A 16,081-nucleotide genomic window follows, 5' to 3' on the forward strand; every position below is an offset into this window, starting at 1 on the left:
GTAGGGCCGCCCCACCCGGCCCCGCCACCGGCGCAGCGCCACCAGCACCGACGACGCCTTCCGTCGACCGCGCGCCTCCGACCGACCCCGCGCCCTCCAGCCGAACGGGCCTCTCCGGGCTCGGCGTGCCTACGCGCCCGGCTTGTCCTCCAGGCGCGGGAACAGAATCGCCCCCTTGGTGATCGTCGCACCGGCCGGCAGCCTGCCCCACTCGCCCGCGTCCTGAAGGCGCTGGTCCGCGAGGGCCCCCAGAGAGGGCTGCGCACCGAGCGACTCCCAGAGCCGCTGCGAGCTGGCGGGCATGATCGGGTTCAGCAGCACCGCGACCGCCCGCAGGGACTCGGCGGCGGTGTAGAGGATCGTCGCCAGCCGGGCGCGCCCCTGCGGCGAGTCGTCCTTGGCCACCTTCCACGGCTCCTGCTCGGAGATGTAGCCGTTGACCTGCTTGATGAAGTCGAAGATCGCCTGGATGCCGGTCTGGAACTCCACGTCGTCGCCGATCTTCCTGTCGGCTTCCGCGACGGTCCTGGCCAGGCTGTCGCGGATCGCCCGCTCGGCGTCACCGTCGGCGCTCGACTCGGGCAGGACGCCGTCGAAGTACCTGCCGACCATGGCGGCCACGCGGGAGGCCAGGTTGCCGTAGTCGTTGGCCAGCTCGGAGGTGTAGCGGGCGGCGAGGTCCTCCCAGGAGAAGGAGCCGTCCTGACCGTAGGCGATCGCGCGCAGCAGGTACCAGCGGAAGGCGTCCACGCCGAAGTGGGAGGTGATGTCGCGGGGGCTGATGCCGGTGAGGTTCGACTTCGACATCTTCTCGCCGCCGACGAGCAGCCAGCCGTTGGCCACGACGCGGCCGGGCAGCCGCAGCCCGTTGGCCATGAGCAGCGCCGGCCAGATGACCGCGTGGAAACGGAGGATGTCCTTGCCGATCAGGTGCACGTCGGCGGGGAAGCGCGTCTCGAACTTCTCCTGGTCCTGGTTGTAGCCGGCCGCCGTCGCGTAGTTCAGCAGCGCGTCCACCCAGACGTAGATGACGTGCTTGTCGTCCCACGGGATGGGCACGCCCCAGTCGAAGGTGGAGCGGGAGATGGACAGGTCCTGGAGGCCCTGGCGGACGAAGTTGACCACCTCGTTGCGGGCGGACTCGGGCTGGATGAAGCCGGGATTGGCCGCATAATGCGCGAGCAGCTTGTCGCCGTACTCGCTCAGCCGGAAAAAGTAGTTCTCCTCCTTGAGGATTTCCACCGGCCGCTTGTGGATCGGGCAAAGCTGCTTACCGGCGTACTCTCCCGTGCCCGCGATCAATTCGCCGGGAAGTTTGTACTCCTCGCAGCCGACGCAGTACGGGCCTTCGTATCCGCCCTTGTAGATTTCCCCCTTGTCGTACAGGTCCTGGACGAACTCGCGCACCCGGTCGGTGTGCCGCTTCTCCGTGGTGCGGATGAAATCGTCGTGGGCGATCTCCAGGTGCCGCCAGAGGGGTTTCCACGCCTCCTCCACGAGCTTGTCGCACCAGTCCTGCGGGGCGACGCCCTTGGCCTCGGCGGTGCGCAGCACCTTCTGGCCGTGCTCATCGGTGCCCGTGAGGAACCACACCTGCTCGCCGCGCTGCCGGTGCCAGCGGGTGAGGACGTCGCCCGCGACGGTCGTGTAGGCATGACCCAAGTGCGGAGCGTCGTTCACGTAGTAAATGGGAGTGGAGACGTAGAACGCCTTTCCACGCTGATTGCCGGATCCGGTGGACACCATGGGCGAGATCCTACTGGCCGCGTCACAGTCGTTTCACTTGAATGGGCAAGCCGGCGGTTTCCAGCGCGGGCCGGCGAATAATTCCGTTCAGGCGAGCTTGGCCAGGTCGTCCGCCACCACGCCGTGCGCGAACGGCAGCCCCCTGGCGTACCTGGCCAGCTCGTCCACGGCCAGGTCGGCGATGCGGGCCAGCTCGCCGCCCAAGGAGCCGGCGATGTGCGGGGTGAGCAGCACGTTCGGCAGGTCGTACAGGGGCGAGTCCGCGGGCAGCGGGTCGGGCTCGGTGACGTCGATGACGGCGTACAGCCGCCCCGAGGCCAGCTCGGCGATGAGCGCGTCCTGGTCCACGAGGGCGCCGCGGGCGGTGTTGATCAGGGTGGCGCCGTCGCGCATGCTCGCCAGGCGGGCGGCGCTGACGAGGTGGCGGGTCTCGGGCAGCGCGGGCGCGTGCACGCTGACGACGTCGCTGCGCTCGAACAGCTCATCCAGCTCGACGCGTGGCACGCCGAGGTCCTCCGTCAGGTACGGGTCCGCGACCAGCACCTCCAGCTCGAACGGCCGCAGCAACTCGATCACCCGCCGCCCGATCTTGGACGCGCCGATGATGCCGACCGTGCGCCGGTAGTTGCCGAACCCGGGGAACGTCGCGTCGAGGTCCACCCGCAGCCCCCGGTGCTCCCGGTAGAGCCGGGCGATGTCCGTGACCCGCTTGTTGGCGAACAGGATCGCGGCCAGCGTGTACTCGGCGACGGGCTCGGCGTTGGCGGCCGCCGCGGAGGAGACGAGCAGGCCGCGTTCCCAGCACGCCTCGGTGATGTGGTGCTTCACCGAGCCGGCCGCGTGCACGACGGCCCGCAGGCGCGGGGCCGCGGCCAGCACCTCGGCGGTGATGGGCGGGCAGAACCAGCTCGTGTAGAGCACCTCCGCCTCGGCCAGCGCCGCGGCCACGGCCGGGTCGGCGAAGTCGGCGGCCACCAGGTCGGGGTCCACGTCGGCGACCGCGACCAGGCGCTCGCGCACCGGGGCGGTGACGAGCCGGGCGACGATCTGCGGTCCCATCGCGAGCAGGGTCTTCGGCCGCGAAACGGTCATCACGCTCCCCCGGACGTCAACAAGGTCACCGCGATCATAACGATCGTCCCCGGAACGGACCCGCCCGGGCCGTCTGATGCACGACCCGGCCCGCGCACGCGGAAAGCCGCCCCGCTGGTCCCACCGGGAAACGGCACCTCACTCCCCGAGATCGCTCAGCTTCCCGATCAGCGCCGTGCGGGAGGTGATGCCGAGCTTGGTGTAGATGTGGCTCAGGTGGTACTCGACGGTCTTGACGCTCAGCACCAGCTTGCGTGCCGCCTGCCGGTTCGTCAGCCCCCGGCTGATCAGCACCGCGACCGTGTGCTCCTGCGGCGTCAGCCCCAGCCGGGCGGTGTCCTGCGGGCGCAGCACCGCCCGCCCGCTCGCTGCCAGCTCCAGGTCGCACTGCTCCAGGTACGGCAGCGCCCCCAGCCTGGACAACGTGAGCTGGGCCGCTTCGAGCTGCTCGGCGGCGGCGGAGCGGCGGCCCCTGCGGCGTAGGAACGTTCCGTAGGCGAGCTGGATCCTGGCCTCCTCGAACGGCATCTCGATCTTGGCCGTGTGCTCCAGCGCCACCTGGTAGCAGATCTCCGCCTCGCCGTGCTCGTGCCTGGAGGCGTGCAGCCCGGCCCTGGCGCGGGCGGCGGCGGCCAGCACGCTGCGCCGCTCCCTGTCCAGGGCGAGCAGCTCGCACGGGATGAGCACCGCCTCCGCCTCCTCCGGCCTGCCGACGTTGACCAGGGCGTCCGCCAGGAGCGTGCGCCAGAGCACCACGGTCGGCTCGTCAGGCAGGTCCGTCCTGGTGAGCGGGGTGAGCGCGGTCACCACGGCGTCGTGGTCGCCGCGCGCCGTGGCCACCAGGGCTTCGGCGGCGGCCGTGCTGACCTGGGCGGAGACGTTGCCGGGCGAGCAGGCGGCGCGGGCGGCTCGGACGTGGGTGGCGGCCCGCTCCCACTCGCCGCGTGCGGCCGGGACGAGCGCGGCCACGGCGTGGGCGTAGCTGGCCAGCCAGGTCTGGCCGAAGTCGTCGGCGGTCGAGGCGCCGAGCTCGGCGTGCCCGGCCGCGTCGTCCCACCGGCCCAGCCGGTACTCGGCCTGGGCCAGCGCGACCGCCACCAGGAGCTGGAAGGGGGCCGACCGGCCGGCGCCGACGGCCAGCAGGCCGAGCAGGTCGGCTTGGGCTCCTGCCAGGTCGTCGGCCCACAGGCGCAGGGTGCCGCGGCCGAGCAGCGCGTCCAGCTCGCCGGAGCCGGCCTGCGCGGGCACCGGCAGCTCGGCGCCCTCCGCCAGCCCCGCCTCGACGTCCCCCGCCAGCCCCAGCCCGACCAGCCGGGCGAACCGCACGAACTCGGTCCCGTCGCAGGGCGGGCACGTGGCCCGTTCCGCCCACCGGGCCGCGTCGGCGCCGCACCCCTTGAGCAGCGCCGCCATCGCCTGCCGGCCGGCGACGGCGGAGGCGAGCCACCCATCACCGCCCCCGCGCCCGCACGCCTCACCGCGCCCGTGCGCCCAGGCGTCGTCGAGGTGCCGCACCGCCTCCTCCACGCGCCCCGCCACCAGCGCCACCGCCCCCTGCGCGTACCCGTGCACCCCGGGGTCCCCGCCGGGCGCCACCTGCGCCGCCAGCGCCTCCGCGTCGCCGGGACGGCCGGCGGCCAGCAGGGCCTCCACCGTCTCGGCGATCAGCCGGTCCCGCTCGGGCCCGTCCTCGGTGAGCTGCACGGCCCGGGTCAGGCATCCGCACGCCCCGGCCCAGTGCCCGGCCGCCGCCTGCCGCCGCCCGACCAGCGCCACCTCCCGGACGAGGTCGCCGTCCACCTGGTCGGCGGCGGCGAGCCGGTGGTGCAGCCGGTGCACCACGTCATCGACGAGGGAGGCGGCCAGCAGGTGCAGCCGCCGCCGGGTGGCGGGCCCGAGGTCGTGGTAGACGGCCGCCCTGACCAGCGGGTTCGGGAAGCCCACCGACACCCCGGAGCCCGTACGCCACTCCACGAGCAGCTTCGCGCCGGTGAGCTGCTCCAGCGCCGGCAGCGGCTCGGCCAGCTCGGCCATGCGGGCCACGAGGTGCAGGGGCGCGGACGTGCCGAGCACGGCGGCGGCGGTGAGCAGCCGCTGCGCGGCGGTGTCGCACTCCCCCAGCCGCCCGCGCACCAGCGTGGCGTAGGCGCGCGGCGCCGGCAGCGGCGCGTCCACGTCGGACAGCGTCTCGGCGCGCACCTGCTGGAGCAGCGCCCGCGCGTGCAGCGACACGCCCTTGGTGTGCTCGTGCAGCCGCTCGGCCGCCTGGGGCGTCAGCCGTACGGGGCCGAGGCGGGCGCTGAGCGCCTGCAGCTCGCGCGCGCTCAGCCCGCCCAGCGGCAGCCGCAGCGCCGCGCTGCTGCGAAGCAGCCGCCGCAGCCCGTCGGGCAGCCGGGGATGGTCGCTCTCCCTGACGATCACGATGGCCAGCACCCGGTCGGTACGCAGCCGCCGCAGCGCGAACGTCAGCGCCTGCAACGAGGGCAGGTCCGCCCAGTCGACCCCGTCGATGGCGATCACCACCGGCGCGCCGAGCTGGAGCTGGGCCAGCAGCTCCAGCAGCGCGGCCCCCACCACCAGCGGGTCGGGCGTGACCCCGGTGGCCGGCCTGGCCAGCCCCGCCAGCGCCTCGGGCGCCTGCTGGGCCTGCGCCCCGAGCTGCCCCAGCATGCCGTACGGCAGCTCGGACTCGCCTTCGTCCCCGCTGCACTCCAGCACGATCGCGTTCTCGATCGTGGACAGGAACTCTCCCGCCAGCGCCGTCTTGCCGATCCCGGCGGGACCCTCCAGCACGACGAGGCTCGACCGCCCCTCGCAGACCCGGCCGAGCTGGGCGTGGAGCACCGCCAGCTCCCGACACCGGCCGACGAACTGTTCGTCCCTTGAGCGCTCGGGTCCCTTGCGGAGGGCGTGCACCGCCATCGGACTCACCCCCTCGCCGGATGTTCCCTAGGCCAAAGTTCATCGTGTGCCTTGGCCCGGCGGGCGTCCAGTGTCCTTGACCCGAGTCAGCTCTTTCGGTCATTAGGGAAACGCCCCGGGGTTATCCCCAGGGCGTTCCCTGATGCTCGCGGCAAAACCCGTTCATACCGTCCAACGTGGACGAATGCCCCAAAACGCCGGGAGAACATGATGCCGTCCTACATCGCCGAGGAGCAGCGGGGAGCGGAGGCACGGATTCTCAACGTGCTGTTCCCCACGATCCTCCAGGGACTCCAGCTGACCCACCAGGCAGCGGACCAGTTCGGCGCACGTCCGCAACAGGCGCACATGCTGCCGATGAGGCCGCGCGTGGAGCACCGGCCCGTCGACTACCAGCAGCAACAGCAGCAGTACGCCACCCCGGAGACCTACGCCCAGCTCGCCGCCGACCGCTCGTTCATGGACGTCGCCGCCGTCCTCATGCCGGTCGTACAGGCCATCATCCCGCCGCTCGTGGAGCAGCTCCTCTCCTTCGGCCCGCCCAAGGCCGACACCGACCAGAACGAGGAGGAGCGCTTCCTGCAGTTCGTGCCGCAGCTGCTCGGCACGGTCACGCCGATCATGATGCAGGTGCTGCCCGGCCTGCTGCGGGGCATGCACGGCATGCGCGCCGAGCACCCCGTACGCATCACCGACCGCGAGCTGAACCAGCGCTACTTCGGCCCCATCGTGCAGGCCACGCTGCCCGCGATCGTCTCGCAGCTGCCCGAGCTGCTGGCCATGGTGCACGGCGACCAGCGCTCCCCCGTCCGCTACGAGCGCATGCCCGGCCGCGGCCCGATCCAGCTCATGCGGATCAACAGGAACGACCTCGTCAACGCGCACCGGCTGCGCGACGGCGACGTCCTGCACCTGACCGAGACCCCGGCCCAGCCCGGCACCACCGAGATCCGCATCACCACCGCGCCGCACAGCATGTGGTGGAAGGGCGTCCAGGTCACCGACGAGACCGACAGGCAGCTGTGCTTCGTCGAGGCCGACGGCGACCGCTACGCCTCCTTCGAGTCCAGGGCCGTGCAGGCCGGCGGCGCGATCGTGCTGTGGAAGGCGCGGATGTTCGGCGAGCACACGCCGATGTACCTCATCCCGATCGGCGAGCTGTCGCCCGACGGCAAGTGCTTCAACTTCCACTGGGCCGCCGACTGATGGCCGGGCCCACGCTGCGGCTCGGCAGCAGAGGAGAAGAGGTCAGGCGGCTGCAGGAGCTGCTGCGCGCCCGCGGCTACCGGGTACAGGCCGACGGGTACTTCGGCGGCGCCACCTACGGGGCCGTGCTCAGCGTCCAGCAGCGCGAGGGGCTGCCCGCCGACGGCGTGGCAGGACCGGGCACGTGGCGGGCGCTCGGGCGGACCGGGACGACCATGGCGGACGAGCCCCGCCGGGACGAGCCGGCCGAGTGGAACGTCATGATCTACATGGCGGGCAACAACAACCTGTCCGACGCGGCGGGCCGCGACCTGGAGGAGCTGCGCTCCGTCCAGTCGTACAACGGCGTCCGCGTCACCTGCTTCGTCAAGCGGCAGGACACCGGCGGCAGGGCCCAGCACATGGAGATCAGGGCCGGCGGCGCGCCCGACCTGATCGAGGAGCTGCACCCGCCCGTCGACTCCGGCCACCCGCAGACGCTCCTGGACTTCGTCCGCTGGTCCGTCAGGCGCGCGCCCGCCAGGCGGCACGCCCTGGTGATCTGGAACCACGGCGGCGGCTGGACCCCCGACGACCTCGACCAGATCTACACCCAGGTCAGGGGCCGCGCGGTGCGGCGCGACGTGGAGAGCGGATACGTCCGCAGGGCGCCGCGCGCGTCCATGGCCGACGGCGAGCCGGCCTTCTCCGAGCTGTCCAGGCTCACGGAGTCGCAGGAGATCACCAAGGCGCTGTTCAGCACCTCGCTGACCGAGGTGCTGCGCCTGCCGACCGGGCACGACAGGGCGATCGCCGGCGACGACGGCACGCTGCACTCGCTGGACACCATCGAGCTGTGCAACGTCATGCGGGCCGTCCACCAGGAGCTCGGCCGGCCGGTCGACCTGCTCGGCATGGACGCCTGCCTGATGAGCAACCTCGAGGTCTGCTACGAGCTGCGCGAGCACGTCGGCGTCGTGGTGGGCTCGGAGGAGCTCGAACCCAACGAGGGCTGGCCGTACACCGAGATCCTGTCCGCCATGGCGGCCGACCCGCGCATGGACGCGCGCGAGCTCGGCCGGATCGTGGTGGAGGAGTACGTCAAGTCCTACCGCGGCACGCACCAGACCGTCACCCAGTGCGCGGTGGACGCGACGCGGATCGAGGAGTTCATGCGCGAGTTCCAGACGCTGGCCGAGAGCATGCGCCGGCAGGTGCAGGTCAACCGGTCCGTCGTGGACAGCGTGCAGTCGGTGGCGACCCGCTTCCACCTCGACCGGTCGCTGATGGACCTGCGCACGATCTGCCTGGCGCTGGTGGCCGACTCGCGGACCGACCCGACGCTGGCCTCGGTGGCCGACAAGCTGCTGGCCATCCACGGGCCGGGCGGCTTCGTGATCAACGAGGGTCACCAGGGCGAGAAGGTCGAGGAGTGCGGCGGGCTGAGCGCGTACTTCCCGATGGAGCGCACGATCTCGCGCTACTACGGGGACCTCCAGATCTCCCAGCACACCGAGTGGGACGAATTCCTCAGGGATTACGCCAACGCGCGTACCATCAGGCGGTAGGAGGACCGTTCAGGCAGCGTTTCAGGCCACATGCCGGTGATCCGCCGGCGTCGCTGGGGCTATTGCGGCCCGGGACCGGCCGCAATAGCCCCTACCTTTACTGTCATGGATCCCCTCATCAGCCGCAGGGCCCTCAACCGGGCCACGCTGGAGCGGCAGCACCTGCTGCGCCGCACCGACCGCACCGTGATCGAGGTCGTGGAGCAGCTCGGCGGGCTGCAGGCGCAGACCCCGCACACCTGGTACGTCGGCCTGTGGACCCGCATCGCCGGGTTCGAGCCCGCCCAGGCCGCCGACCTGCTGCTCTCCCGTGAGCTGGTGCGCATCGCGCTGCAACGCTCCACCATTCACCTGGTCTCCGCCCGCGACTGCCTGGCCATGCGGCCGCTGCTGCAGCCGGTGACCGAGCGCATGACGCGCACGACGTTCGGCAAGCGGCTGGCCGGCGTGGACCTCGGCGAGCTGGCGGCGGCGGGGCGGGCGCTGCTGGAGGAACGGCCGATGACGTTCGCCGACCTGGGGCGGGCGCTGGCCGAGCGCTGGCCGGACCACGACCCGCACGCGCTGGGCCAGGGGGTGCGCTGCTTCGTGCCGCTGGTGCAGGTGCCGCCGCGCGGCGTGTGGGGCAGGAGCGGCCCGGTCGCGCACACCAGCGCGGAGTCCTGGATCGGCTACGAGGTGCCGCCGATGACGCCGGCCGAGCTGGTGCGGCGCTATCTGGCCGCGTTCGGGCCCGCCTCGGTGCAGGACGCGCAGACCTGGTCGGGGCTGACCCGGCTGGGCGAGGTGGTCGAGTCGATGGACCTGGTCAGGCTCAGGGACGAGCACGGCAGGACCCTCTACGACCTGCCGGACGCGCCCCGGCCGGGCGCGGACGTGCCCGCCCCGGTGCGGCTCATGTACGACTTCGACAACCTCTTCCTGTCCTACGCCGACCGCTCCAGGGCGATCAGCGACACCGGGGCGGCGGCGATCCAGGGCTTCATGGGCACGAACGTGGTGCCCCGGGTGATCCTGGTGGACGGGATGACGGCCGGCGACTGGACGGTCACCCGCGCCAAGGGCGTCTCCACGCTGAACCTGCACCAGTGGGAGCCGATCAAGGTGCTGGACGAGGTCGAGGAGGAGGGCCGGCGGCTGCTGGAGCTCCTGGCCCCGGGCGACCGGCACGAGATCTCAGTCCTTGACGGCGCCTCCAAGTCCTGACACCAGCCGCCGCTGCACGGCGACGAAGAAGATCAGCACCGGGATCGTCATCAGCGTCGAGGCCGCCATGATCCCGCCCCAGTCGTTCTCGTCCGGCTTGAAGAAGACGAGCAGCGCCGCGGGCAGGGTCTGGTTGTCCTTGGCCGAGATGATGAAGGTCCTGGCGAAGACGAAATCGTTCCACGCGGTGATGAAGGAGAACACGCTGGTCGCCACCAGCCCGGGGGCGACCAGCGGGAACAGGATCCGCCACAGCACGGTCGCCCGCCCGGCCCCGTCGATCATCGCCGCCTCCTCCAGCGCCTCGGGCACGGCGGCGACGAACCCGCGCATCAACCAGATCGCGAACGGCAGCGTGAACGCGAGCTGCACCAGCACCAGCGAGGCCAGCGTGTTCAGCAGCCCCAGGTCCCGCACCACGAAGAACAACGGGATCGTCAGCGCCTCGACCGGCACCATCTGCGCGATCAGGAACATCACCAGCACGGTCGTCCTGAACCGGAACCTGAACCTGGTCACCGCCACGGCCGCGAGGAAGGCGACCCCGGCCGACAGCACGACCACGCTCAGCGCCACGCCCGCGCTGTTGAGCAGGTAACGCCCGAAGCCCTCCCCGGTCAGCACCCTGGCGAAGTTGTCCAGGGTCGGGTGCAGGGTCCACGGCCTGACCTCCAGCGACTGGATCTCGCCGTCGGGCTTGAGCGCCGACACCACCATCCAGTACAGCGGGAACGCGGTCAGGAACGCGACCACGCAGGCCACGGTGTTCGGCACGGTCCTTCTCACAGCCGTTCTCCTCCGCGTCGCAGCGCCCGGATGTAGAGCAGGGTGAACGCCAGCAGCACGAGCGTCATGACGACGGCGATGGCCGAGCCGAGCCCGTACTCCGAGGAGCCGAACGCGGTCTGGTAGGCGTACACGTTCAGCACGGTGTTCTGCCCGGCCACGCCGCCGCCGTTGGTCATCACGTAGATCTGGGTGAACACCTTGAAGTCCCAGATCACCGACTGGATGACGACGATCGCGATCAGGGGCCGCAGCATCGGCACGATCACCTTCCAGAACGCGTGCCAGGCCGAGGCCCCGTCGAGCGCCGCCGCCTCCAGCACCGAGCCGGGGATGGCCTGGATGCCCGCGTACAGCGTGAGCATGACCAGCGGGAACGAGTGCCACACGATCGTCGCCCCGACCACGAGGAAGGTGACCCAGCGGTCGTAGAACCAGTTGAACCCGTCGAGCCCCAGCACCTGGTTGACCAGCCCGAGGTCGGCGTCGAACAGGAACATCCACACGGTGGAGCCGGTCATCGCGGGCGCCGCCCACGCGCCCAGCGCGGCCAGCGACAGCGCCGTCCGGGGGATGGGGCCGGTGCGGGTCAGCAGCACCGCCAGCGCCGCCCCGACCGCCAGCGTGGCCAGCACCAGCGCCGCCGCGAAGGCGACCGTCTGCAGCAGCACCTCCCAGAACCGGCCGTCGCCCAGCAGCGTCGCGTAGTTCCCGAACCCGACGAACGTGCTCGGCTGCCCGCCGCTGACCTGGGCCTGCCGGTAGTCGAAGACCGACAGCAGGCCCAGCATGTAGAGCGGGTAGCCGAGCAGCGGCACCAGCACGGCCGCGGCGGGCAGCAGGTAGAGCCAGGGCCGATGGTCGAGCCCGGCTCTCACGAGCGGCCGAAGGCCGTCTTGACGGCGGCGGCCGCCTCGGTGGTGGCGGCGTCCACGGTGGCCTGCCCGGTGGCGATCCTCTGCAGCATCGTGGGGATGACCTTGCCGTTGTCGATCTTCACCCAGGCGGGGTCGATCGGGACGAACTTCGTGCCCCCGGCCACCGTGTCGAGGAACGGCTTCAGGAACGGGTCCTTGGCCGCCAGCTCCTCCCGCGCCGAGGTGAGCGTGGGCAGGTTGCCCATGGCCTCGTACATCTTGGTCTGGTACGCCTTGCCGCCCAGCAGCTCGACGAACTCCACGGCCAGCGTGCGGTGCCCGGCGTTCTTCATGACGCCGAGGTTGTTGCCCCCGGCGAAGGCCGGCGCGATCGAGCCCTCGGCTGAGCCGGGCAGCGGGACGACCGCGTACTTGCCGGCCGCCGCCCCGGCGTCCACGGCGGAGCGGCTGAAGTTGCCCAGGATGCCCATGGCGGCCTTGCCACTGGCGAACAGTTCGACGGTCTTGCCACCGGTGAGCGACACGCAGGCCGAGGGTGGGCAGATGTCGTCCGTCAGCAGGTCCGTGTACGCCTTGACGCCCTTGCGCGAGGCCGGCGAGTCGAGGGCGGTGATGTCCCCGCCGGCGTCCCAGACGAAGGGCAGGGCGCCGAAGGTGTACTCGCCGCCGACGGCGATGCCGTACAGGTCGGGTTTCTTCGCCCGGATCGTGCGGGCGGTCTCGGTCAGCTCGGCGATCGACGCCGGCGGTTCCAGCTTCAGCTCCTCGAAGACGTCGGTGCGGTAGTACAGGGCGCGGATGCCGATGAACCAGGGCAGGCCGTACTGCTTGCCGTTGACGGTGGCGGACTCGACCAGGGCCGGCGTCAGGTCCTTGCCCGCCAGGTCCAGCTCGGCGAAGCCGCCGGCGGCGGCGTACTCGGCCAGGTCGGTGTTGCCGTACTCGGCCACGTCGGGCGAGCTGGCCGGGTCGTTGAAGGCGCCCTTGAACTTCTCGTGGCGGGCGGGGGTGGTGGGGATGTAGGTCACCTCGACCTGGACGCCGGCGTGCGCGGCGGTGAACTCCTTGACGGCCTCGGCGACGACCTTCTCCTTCGGAGCGCGGTTCGGCTCGTCGTAGAGCCAGACGCGCAGCGTGCCGGTCTTCTCGTCGCCGCCGCCCGTGGCGGGGGCGGTCGAGGGGGCGCAGGCGGCCAGCGCGAGCAGGGCGGCGCCGGCGGCGACATAGTTAAGAAACTTCACTATTACCTCCCGAGCGCGACCCTAGGAACCGGCGGACCGGACGGAAAGTCAACACGCGGGTTGTTGTGCAGTGCACAACGACATGTTGCAGAGCGGGCCGGCCGGTAGGGTGGCCCGCGTGCAGGAACGCAACCAGTCCGCCTCGCTCAGGCGCGCGCTGACCGTGCTCGACCAGGTACGCGAGCACCCGGGCCTGACACTCACCCAGCTCGCCGAGGCGGTCGGCCTGTCCAAGAGCACCGTGCTGCGGCTGACCGTGCCCCTCGTCGAGGCCAAGCTCCTCGACCGTGACCGCCGGACCGGCGTCTACCGCCTGGGCCACGGCACGCTCCGGCTCGGTCAGGCCTACCTGTCCACGCTCGACCTGCGGGCGGTGGCGGCCGAGGAGTCGCACCGGCTGATGAGCGAGGTGCGCGAGACCGTCCACCTGGTGGTGCACGACCACCCGCACGTCGTCTACATCGACAAGGTGGAGAACGAGGCCAACGTGCGCATGGCCTCCCGGATCGGCAGCCGCGGCCCCGTCCACTGCACCGCCGTCGGCAAGGCCATCCTCGCCTGGCAGCCCGAGGAACTGCTGGCCGGCCTCGTCCTGGAGCCCAGGACGAGGCACACGATCACCGACGCCGAGCGGCTGCGCGCGGAGCTGGCGCACATCAGGCGCCGCGGCTACGCCGTGGACGACCGCGAGAACGAGCCCGAGGTGCGCTGCGTCGCCGCGCCGATCTTCAACCACCAGGACGCCGTCGCCGCGGCCATCTCCGTCTCCGGCCTCACCTCGCGGATCACCGCCGCGCGGGTGCGGGAGCTGGGGCCGCTGGTGGCCGGGGCGGCGGCCCGCATCTCAAGAAAGCTGGGGAGCACGAGCCGATGACTGAGCTGGTGACTGGGCCGATGACCGAGCCGATGACTGGGCTGGTGACGTTCGGCGAGACGATGGCCTTGTTCGCGGCCCGCCGCACGGGCCCGATGCGTTTCGCCCGTGACTTCGACCTGGGCCTGGGCGGCGCCGAGTCCAACGTGGCGATCGGCGTGGCCCGGCTCGGCCACGACGCGACGTGGATCGGCCGGGTGGGTGCCGACGAGTTCGGCGACCTGATCAGGGCCACGCTCACCGGCGAGGGCGTGCGCACGCACGCGATCCCCGACCCGGCCGCGCCCACCGGCCTGATGATCAAGGGCAGGCGCACGGCCGACCTCATCGACGTGCGGTACTACCGCAAGGACAGCGCGGGCTCCCGGCTAAGCCCCGCCGACCTCGACCCCGGCCTCATCCGCTCGGCCAAGGTGCTGCACGTCTCCGCCATCACGCCCGCGCTCTCCGCCTCGGCGCGCGAGGCCGTGGGCCACGCCATCGGCGTGGCGCGCGAGGCCGGGGTGACCGTCTCGCTCGACGTCAACTACCGGCGGGCGCTGTGGACGCCGCAGGAGGCGGGGAAGTGGCTGCGGGAGGTGGCCGGCGAGGTGGACGTGCTGTTCGCGACCGAGGCGGAGGGCCGGCTGATCGCCGACGTCGAGGGGGCCGAGGAGCTGGCAGGGGCGCTGGCGGGGCTGGGGCCGCGGCACGTGCTGCTCAAGTTCGGCGCCCAGGGGGCGCTGGAGCTGTCCGGCGGCGTCGTGCTGCGGGCGGAGCCGTACCGGGTGACGGAGGTCGACTCGGTGGGCGCCGGCGACGCCTTCGCGGCGGGCTGGCTGGCCGACTGGCTGGCGGGGGCCGAGCCCGAGCGGCGGCTGGCCACTGCGTGCGCGGCCGGGGCGTTCGCGGTCACCAGCCAGGGCGACTGGGAGAGCCTGCCCCGCCGCGCCGACCTCGACCTGCTCCGCACCCCCGCCGACGGCGTCAGCCGCTGACCACCGCACGAGCGGCGGCGCACGCGGCCCGCCGTCCGGCCCATCAACATCCCACCGAGTCCCGATATGTCGTAGCCTGCCGGAATGCTCGATCATCATCTCGACGCGCTCTTGCAGGCGGCCACCGACCGCGATCCCGACCGGCTCTTCGAGCACGCCTCCCAGCTCTACGCGGCGACGGAGCACACCGACAGGGCGACCCTGTCGGCCGTGGCCGCCCGGTTCGGCACGGTCTTCGACCTCGTCCCGCCCGGCATCGGCGCCCGCCTCGGCATCGTGGCGGGCGCGCTGGCGGAGCGCGGCGCCGACCCCGTCCCGCTGGGCGCGCCCCTCGTGGACCAGCTGGTCGGGCTGCTGGAGCAGTCGGCGCGGTTCGCCGCGGCCTGGCGGTCGGCCACCGGCGAGGCCCCGCCCGAGCCTGACGACGACGACCCGGCCTGGGTGCCGAGCGCGGCCGGCCGCCTGACCGGCCTGCCGGAGCAGGAGGCGTTCGCGCTGGCCGACGCGTGGGCGAGCCTCTACATGGCGCAGATGCCGGTCCTGTCCATCCTGCAGCTCTCGCCCGAGCTGCGTGCCGCGCTGCCGAGCCGCGAGCGCCTGGTCGCGGCCCTGACGGCGGTCATCGAGGACCGCGGCGACCTGGAGTGGCTGGCCGGCCTGCTCTCCGTGCTGGAGGGCGAGCACCTGATCGTCCTGCACCGGCGGGAGCGCCGCGGCTACGAGGTCGTCATCGGCGGGATCGGCGACAACTTCCAGCTGCACACCCTGCTGGCGGACGTGGTGAGCGGCCCTGCCGAGCACGGCCTGATCGAGGGCGTGCAGCCGGAGCCCGAGTGGGTCATGGGCGCCTCGGACGGCGACGTGGACCCCGAGGACGGCCCGGTGCACGGGCAGTTCAACCTGGTGGACGCCTACGGCAAGTGGATCTGGAACGAGGGCGTGCCCGCCGACATCCCGCAGCTCGACGGGGTGCGGGTGGTCGTGCTGGACCCGCCGCCGTACGAGCGGTCGTGGAGCCCCGGCAGGCGCTACCCGATGATGCCCGGCACCATCCGCCTGGAGCGCATCCTGCCGGCCGACGAGGCGGCGGCGTGGCTGGCCAGGATCGCCCTGGAGAGCGATTCCCAGTAGGGGATGCCGATCAGGGCTCAGCCCTTACCATGTGGGGCATGAAGCGCCCCCTCGGTGAGCTCGAATCCACGATCATGGACAGGATGTGGTCCTACCGCAGGCCCGCCTCCGTCCGTGACGTGCTCGATGACCTGCGTACGGAGCGCGAGATCGCCTACACCACGGTCATGACCGTGATGGACAAGCTGCACACCAAGGGCCTGCTCAGGCGCGAGCCGGTCGGCCGCGCCTACGTCTACGAGCCGATCGCCACCAAGGAGGCCTACACCGCCGAGCTGATGCGGCACGCGCTGGCCGCCAGCGGCAACCAGGCCGCCACCCTCGTGCACTTCCTGGAGCGCCTCACCCCGGAGGAGGCCACCGCCCTGGAGACCGCGCTCCAGGTCGTGCCGCCCGGCAGCCGCCGCCCGTAGGCGCAACCTTTGCCCGTTCGCCCTGCGGTCTTGATGGCCGGAGGGGAAGGTCTCGTCCGGGG

The 16,081-nt window shown here is 72.0% G+C and carries 13 protein-coding genes; 7 read left to right on the forward strand and 6 right to left on the reverse strand.

What is annotated here, in order from left to right; all coding sequences use genetic code 11:
• Nucleotides 1-129: 129 nt before the first annotated feature.
• The 3 genes from metG to LCN96_RS47130 all read right to left on the reverse strand — a co-directional run bounded on the left by metG (nucleotide 130) and on the right by LCN96_RS47130 (nucleotide 5,760).
• A complete protein-coding gene (metG, locus tag LCN96_RS47120; protein WP_225268909.1) occupies nucleotides 130-1,746 on the reverse strand; it encodes a methionine--tRNA ligase in 1,617 nt (538 codons plus the stop codon).
• 87 nt (nucleotides 1,747-1,833) lie between these two features.
• Nucleotides 1,834-2,838, reverse strand: a complete 1,005-nt coding sequence (locus LCN96_RS47125; protein ID WP_225268910.1) for a hydroxyacid dehydrogenase — start codon at nucleotides 2,836-2,838, stop codon at nucleotides 1,834-1,836.
• A gap of 138 nt (nucleotides 2,839-2,976) precedes the next feature.
• Nucleotides 2,977-5,760: a helix-turn-helix transcriptional regulator gene (locus LCN96_RS47130; RefSeq protein ID WP_225268911.1), complete on the reverse strand. Its 2,784-nt coding sequence runs from the start codon at nucleotides 5,758-5,760 to the stop codon at nucleotides 2,977-2,979.
• A 207-nt stretch (nucleotides 5,761-5,967) separates the two neighbouring features.
• On the opposite strand from LCN96_RS47130, the gene LCN96_RS47135 reads away from it, so the two are divergent.
• From LCN96_RS47135 to LCN96_RS47145, 3 genes are all read left to right on the forward strand, one after another.
• Nucleotides 5,968-6,966, forward strand: coding sequence for a hypothetical protein (locus LCN96_RS47135; RefSeq protein ID WP_225268912.1), 999 nt, complete (start codon nucleotides 5,968-5,970; stop codon nucleotides 6,964-6,966).
• A complete protein-coding gene (locus LCN96_RS47140; protein ID WP_225268913.1) occupies nucleotides 6,966-8,513 on the forward strand; it encodes a clostripain-related cysteine peptidase in 1,548 nt (515 codons plus the stop codon). Before LCN96_RS47135 ends, LCN96_RS47140 begins: the two co-directional genes overlap by 1 nt.
• Nucleotides 8,514-8,618: 105 nt before the next feature.
• Complete coding sequence (locus tag LCN96_RS47145; RefSeq protein WP_225268914.1) at nucleotides 8,619-9,719, forward strand: winged helix DNA-binding domain-containing protein; 1,101 nt, start codon at nucleotides 8,619-8,621, stop codon at nucleotides 9,717-9,719.
• On the opposite strand, the gene LCN96_RS47150 is transcribed toward LCN96_RS47145, so the two are convergent.
• The 3 genes from LCN96_RS47150 to LCN96_RS47160 are packed head-to-tail and all read right to left on the reverse strand — an operon-like array spanning nucleotide 9,690 to nucleotide 12,624.
• Complete coding sequence (locus LCN96_RS47150) at nucleotides 9,690-10,505, reverse strand: carbohydrate ABC transporter permease (protein ID WP_225268915.1); 816 nt, start codon at nucleotides 10,503-10,505, stop codon at nucleotides 9,690-9,692. The two genes, LCN96_RS47145 and LCN96_RS47150, sit on opposite strands and share 30 nt — an antisense overlap.
• Nucleotides 10,502-11,383, reverse strand: a complete 882-nt coding sequence (locus LCN96_RS47155; RefSeq protein ID WP_225268916.1) for a carbohydrate ABC transporter permease — start codon at nucleotides 11,381-11,383, stop codon at nucleotides 10,502-10,504. Before LCN96_RS47155 ends, LCN96_RS47150 begins: the two co-directional genes overlap by 4 nt.
• The gene (locus tag LCN96_RS47160; protein ID WP_225268917.1) at nucleotides 11,380-12,624 is read right to left on the reverse strand and encodes an extracellular solute-binding protein; all 1,245 of its coding nucleotides are present in this window, start codon (nucleotides 12,622-12,624) and stop codon (nucleotides 11,380-11,382) included. Before LCN96_RS47160 ends, LCN96_RS47155 begins: the two co-directional genes overlap by 4 nt.
• Before the next feature lie 118 nt (nucleotides 12,625-12,742).
• On the opposite strand from LCN96_RS47160, the gene LCN96_RS47165 reads away from it, so the two are divergent.
• The 4 genes from LCN96_RS47165 to LCN96_RS47180 all read left to right on the forward strand — a co-directional run bounded on the left by LCN96_RS47165 (nucleotide 12,743) and on the right by LCN96_RS47180 (nucleotide 16,019).
• Nucleotides 12,743-13,498, forward strand: coding sequence for an IclR family transcriptional regulator (locus tag LCN96_RS47165; RefSeq protein ID WP_225268918.1), 756 nt, complete (start codon nucleotides 12,743-12,745; stop codon nucleotides 13,496-13,498).
• Complete coding sequence (locus tag LCN96_RS47170) at nucleotides 13,495-14,475, forward strand: sugar kinase (RefSeq protein ID WP_225268919.1); 981 nt, start codon at nucleotides 13,495-13,497, stop codon at nucleotides 14,473-14,475. Before LCN96_RS47165 ends, LCN96_RS47170 begins: the two co-directional genes overlap by 4 nt.
• A gap of 84 nt (nucleotides 14,476-14,559) precedes the next feature.
• Entirely contained in the window at nucleotides 14,560-15,606 is a 1,047-nt protein-coding gene (locus tag LCN96_RS47175) for a serine/threonine-protein kinase (RefSeq protein ID WP_225268920.1), read from the forward strand.
• A 38-nt stretch (nucleotides 15,607-15,644) separates the two neighbouring features.
• Complete coding sequence (locus LCN96_RS47180) at nucleotides 15,645-16,019, forward strand: BlaI/MecI/CopY family transcriptional regulator (protein WP_225268921.1); 375 nt, start codon at nucleotides 15,645-15,647, stop codon at nucleotides 16,017-16,019.
• Nucleotides 16,020-16,081: the final 62 nt, after the last annotated feature.

This window comes from Nonomuraea gerenzanensis (assembly GCF_020215645.1).
In the GTDB taxonomy this organism is placed as follows: Bacteria; Actinomycetota; Actinomycetes; order Streptosporangiales; family Streptosporangiaceae; genus Nonomuraea; species Nonomuraea gerenzanensis.